This window comes from Psychrobacter sp. JCM 18901, from assembly GCF_000586435.1.
GTDB lineage: Bacteria > Pseudomonadota > Gammaproteobacteria > Pseudomonadales > Moraxellaceae > Psychrobacter.
This window is the reverse complement of record NZ_BAWH01000041.1, coordinates 1-4,831: the sequence shown is the minus strand read 5'-3', so window position 1 is coordinate 4,831 and position 4,831 is coordinate 1. Positions and strand designations below refer to the sequence as shown.

Here is a 4,831-nt window from a genome sequence, read left to right as displayed (position 1 = left end):
ATGATGAAGTAGATAGGCAGGCAGCACTAGACAATGCGCACAGACGTTACGTTTAATATCGCAGACTCATCTGACACTGTCACCGCTTATACTGACTTCATTATATTTAACCTCTTGAGGATACTGTGAGTAATTCCATCAAACTAGCGATACTTGGTCTGGGCACCGTCGGAACGGGCGTGATCAATCTGATCAATGACAATTTAAATGAGCTAAAACGCCGTAGCGGACGCGACATTATTATTACCGAAGTCGGTACGCGTCGTCAGCGTGATGATATTGATGCCAATATCATGCAAAACAGCGATCTGATGGCAATTGCCGCAAGCGATAATGTCGATATTGTTATCGAAGTGATTGGTGGTACCACCTTAGCCAAAGACGTCATTATGCAAGCCATTAAAAACGGCAAACATGTGTTACGGCAAACAAGGCTCTACTCGCTGAACACGGTAATGAGATTTTTGCCTTCGCTGAAGAAAACAATGTACATGTTGCTTATGAAGCAGCGGTAGCAGGCGGTATTCCTATTATCAAGGTAATGCGTGAAGCACTGGCTGCCAACAAAATTGACTGGCTCGCGGGTATCATCAACGGTACTGGTAACTTTATCATGACCGAAATGCGTGATAAGGGTCGCCCATTTGCCGACGTATTAAGCGAAGCACAAGAGTTAGGTTATGCAGAGGCTGACCCTACTTTCGATGTCGAAGGTATTGATGCTGCTCATAAATTGGCGCTACTTGCCTCAATCGCATTTGGTATCCCGCTACAGTTTGATAAAGTCTACTGTGAAGGTATTACTGGTATTACCCTGCAAGACGTGAACTATGCCGAAGAACTTGGCTACCGTATCAAGCATTTAGGGTTTGCAGTACGCCGCGATAGCGAAAACGATGGTGATGCAGGGGTTGAATTACGCGTACATCCAACACTTATTCCACAAGATGCGCTATTGGCGAACGTCAATGGTGTGAAAAACGCAGTACTGGTCAACTCACATCCGCTAGGCCAGACGCTCTATTGCGGCGATGGTGCTGGTGCTGGTGCAACCGCTTCTGCAGTGATGGCCGACGTCATGGATTTGGTTCGTGTACTGGGTAGCAAAGACCGCGACGATCAGAGCAACACTGGACATCATGTCCCGCATTTAGCATTTATCCCTGACCAGCTATCAGACACGCCTATATTGCGTGCTGATCAGATGGTAACTGGATACTATTTGCGTGTGCATGCCTATGATAGCCAGGTGTATTGGCAGATATCACGCGCATCCTAAGTGATGCTGGTATCAACATCGATGCAATCTTGCAAAAGCCTGCGCATAAAGTAGGTCAAGTGCCGGTGATTATTCTGACGCTACCTGTGGTCGAGGGTCAGATGAATCTTGCTATCGAAAAAAATTGAAAAGTTAGAGACCATTACTGATAAAGTGGTACGCATACGATTAGATGAGCTAGCATAAACCACATACTGAAGAAGACAGATGCTTATAATATAAGCAAAAGCTAGCCAATCGGCATCTGATTTCTTGGTAGATACTTAATCAAAACGCACAACAAGGAATAATAACGATGTCAAATGATGCAATTGTAATCCTAAACGGCGCACGTACACCAATGGGTGGCTTTCAAGGCGCACTAAAAGACATGAGTGCTACCGAGCTGGGCGCCGCCGCTATCAAAGCTGCCGTCGAACGCTCAGGTGTTAGCGCTGACAGTGTTGATGAAGTCATTATGGGTTGTATCTTGACGGCAGGTCTGGGTCAAGGCCCTGCTCGTCAAGCCATGCGTAAAGCAGGTCTACCGGATGCAACTGGTGCTGTCACAATCAATAAACTTTGTGGTTCAGGCCTAAAAGCAGTCATGCAAGCGCATGATGGTATCAAAGCGGGCAGCTTCAACGTCGCTGTTGCAGGCGGCATGGAATCAATGACCAATGCACCATATATCATGCCAGGTTCACGTGGCGGCTATCGTATGGGTCACAAAGAAGTCAAAGACCATATGTTCTTAGATGGCCTAGAAGATGCTGATACTGGTAAGCTAATGGGTATGTTTGCTCAGGAAATGGCTGATGAGAAAGGCTATACACGTGAGCAAATGGATGAGTTTGCTATTGAATCATTGAACCGTGCGCTGACTGCTATCAAAGACAACCATTTTAAAAATGAGATCGAGCCTGTTACGTTTGCAACGCGTAAAGGCGAGCAAACTGTTGATACCGATGAGCAACCTGCCCTTGCCAACGCTGATCGCATTCCTACTTTGCGTCCAGCATTTGCTAAAGACGGTACAATTACTGCTGCAAACGCTAGCTCAATCTCAGACGGTGCTGCAGCTGTCGTCGTTATGAAAGAATCTCAAGCGAATGCTGAAGGTCTTGATTATCAAGCTCGCATTGTTGCTACTGCCTCAAACTCACGTCACCCAAGCGAGTTCACCATTGCGCCAATCGGCGCCATTGAAAAAGTATTAACAGGTGCTGGCTGGTCAGTAGATGATGTAGATCTGTGGGAAATTAACGAAGCCTTTGCGATGGTTACTATGGCTGCAATGGACGAGCTAAAACTTGACCATGCTAAAGTAAATATCGAAGGCGGTGCATGTGCCCTTGGTCATCCAGTAGGCTGTTCAGGTGCTCGTATTCTAATTACGCTTATCAACTCTCTAAAACGTACTGGTGGCAAAAAAGGTATCGCAACGCTATGTATCGGTGGTGGTGAAGCGGTAGCTGTTGCTATTGAACTTGCTTAAATAAAGCAGGTCTAACTGACTTAAAGTAAGTTAGCTGAATAATACTTAGATAATTATTGTTTATTGAGAAACCGCATTGCTAATGGTAATGCGGTTTTTTTGTGTCTGCTTTCTTTCGATGAATGTCGAATATTACTCTGTGTAAAGACTCGTTAACTTCTACCCCCTCCTATGTTATGCCACTTACAGCCTATTACACGCAATTACTGCAAGTGCACACTTTGCTACCTTGCTTATATATCTCATCAAAAATCACGGTGTTAGGATAGCTTCAAGTTGATAGGGAAGCTATTCATTTGGCTTACCATTAACTGTAATAAATACGGTTCTACTAAAAATTAATAACAACATCAACCATTACATTATAAAAAAATAAACTCGCAAAAAAAGGAATATAACAATGAGTCAACTAATCCGTTTAAAAGATATCCAAGCTACTCATCAAGACTTAATTGGTGATGACTATTATGACCCAACGCACAAAACTGCTTACGGTATCAATGAAGAAAAAAATCGGTAAAATCGAAGGTGCCTTAGTAGAAGACACTACTGGTCGTATTCGTTACTTAATCGTAGATGCAGGCGGCTGGTTTAGTTCAAAAGAAGTACTGGTACCAGCAGGTTTAGCCCGTATCGTTGGTGATGATGTCTTCTTTGATAGCTTGACCAAAACACAAGTAGAAGCCATGGAAGTATACGATCACGATTATCAATACAGCTATAAAGAGCAGTACGAAAGAGATCGTCAAGCATTTACTGCTGATACACTCCCTGTAGAAGATCGCGTCGATATTGCAGACCACTCTTATGATGCACCAAATACATTAGAGTTATTAGAAGAGCGTTTAACGGTAAACAAAGACCGTATCGTTGCTGGTCTAGTAAAAGTAGGTAAGCATGTCGTTACTGAAGAGCGCAATGTCGATGTAGATCTAGAAGAAGAACATGCCAATATCCAACGTACTAGCGTAGATCGCCCAACAGATCGTCGTATTGGTGATCTCGATGCTACTGAAACAGTTGAAGTTGAGCTACAGGCCGAACGTGCTCGCGTCAGCAAAGACACCTATGTTTCTGAAGAAGTAAACGTAGGTAAGACGACCGATCATCACACTGAAACTGTGGTTGAGACCATTCAACGTGAAGAGCTAGATGTTGATGGCGACGGCAACGTGGTTGACCGTGAAGGTAACTTAGTAGACCGTGATGGTATCACAGCAGAAGATGTACGCCATGCTCGTGGCATGTAAGATGCTAATACGTCATAGTTTAACGACGTAAGTTTCCTATATCGTCATTAAACTATGATAGTAACAAGTAGCTAAGCTCATCTGTTTAGCCATTAAGATCAGAGCATGTCTCTGGTCTTTTTTGTATTCATAACATGAGCGAATGGTTTATAGTATTGGATGTAGCTAGTTAATATATGTGGTCGGTTAACATATAGCGTTTTAAATTATTAGAAACTCATCATTTTATAATTATAAAGGAATAATAATGACTACTGAAAATGGAAACAGCCTTTACCAAGATAACTTGGATAAAGAACAAAATATCTCAACGAAGCAGACGAATAATACCGTCAATGTTGGACACTTAGAGCTATTAGAAGAGCGTCCTGTAATTAACAAAGAACGCTTAGATGTGGGTAAAGTAACCGTCACCAAGCATTCACGTACTAAGACTGTTGAAGTGCCAATTGAGTTGGTAGAAGAATATATCACCATTCGTACTGATTATCATGACGCAGAAAGCCAAGATTTACTCTCTGGTAACTACGATGAAAAAGATATATTGCGCCACGTCGAGCCTTCTTTGGATAGCAAAGCTGTAGTGACCATTAATGGTAAACAAATAGAGATTGGCGATGAACCGATTGATATTGTGCTATCTCGCCAAGTGGCTACTATTACCAAAGACACCTACGCTATTCAAGATATCGAAATTAACAAAAGCACCCATGTGCATACTGATAGCATTCAAGTAGAGCTCAAGCATGAAGAGTTAGATGTGACTGAAGAAGGTCTGTTGGCTCATGGTTCTGATACAACTCCGTTAAAATAAGCGCTTATAAT

Annotated in this window: 2 protein-coding genes and 2 pseudogenes; all 4 read left to right on the top strand. The window is 42.9% G+C overall.

Annotation, left to right across the window (positions count from 1 at the left end; translation table 11 throughout):
* The first annotated feature begins 125 nt into the window (after positions 1-125).
* The 4 genes and pseudogenes from TT11_RS16440 to TT11_RS16425 all read left to right on the top strand — a co-directional run bounded on the left by TT11_RS16440 (position 126) and on the right by TT11_RS16425 (position 4,820).
* Positions 126-1,465 (top strand): annotated as a pseudogene (locus TT11_RS16440) (homoserine dehydrogenase).
* Positions 1,466-1,574: 109 nt separating this feature from the next.
* Positions 1,575-2,756 carry an acetyl-CoA C-acyltransferase gene (locus TT11_RS16435; protein WP_134292604.1) on the top strand — a complete coding sequence of 394 codons (1,182 nt, stop codon included), beginning with the start codon at positions 1,575-1,577 and terminating at the stop codon, positions 2,754-2,756.
* A gap of 400 nt (positions 2,757-3,156) precedes the next feature.
* A pseudogene (locus TT11_RS16430) lies at positions 3,157-4,006 on the top strand (DUF2382 domain-containing protein).
* A 247-nt stretch (positions 4,007-4,253) separates the two neighbouring features.
* On the top strand, positions 4,254-4,820 hold the full coding sequence (locus TT11_RS16425) for a YsnF/AvaK domain-containing protein (protein WP_261871184.1): 567 nt from the start codon (positions 4,254-4,256) through the stop codon (positions 4,818-4,820).
* Positions 4,821-4,831: the final 11 nt, after the last annotated feature.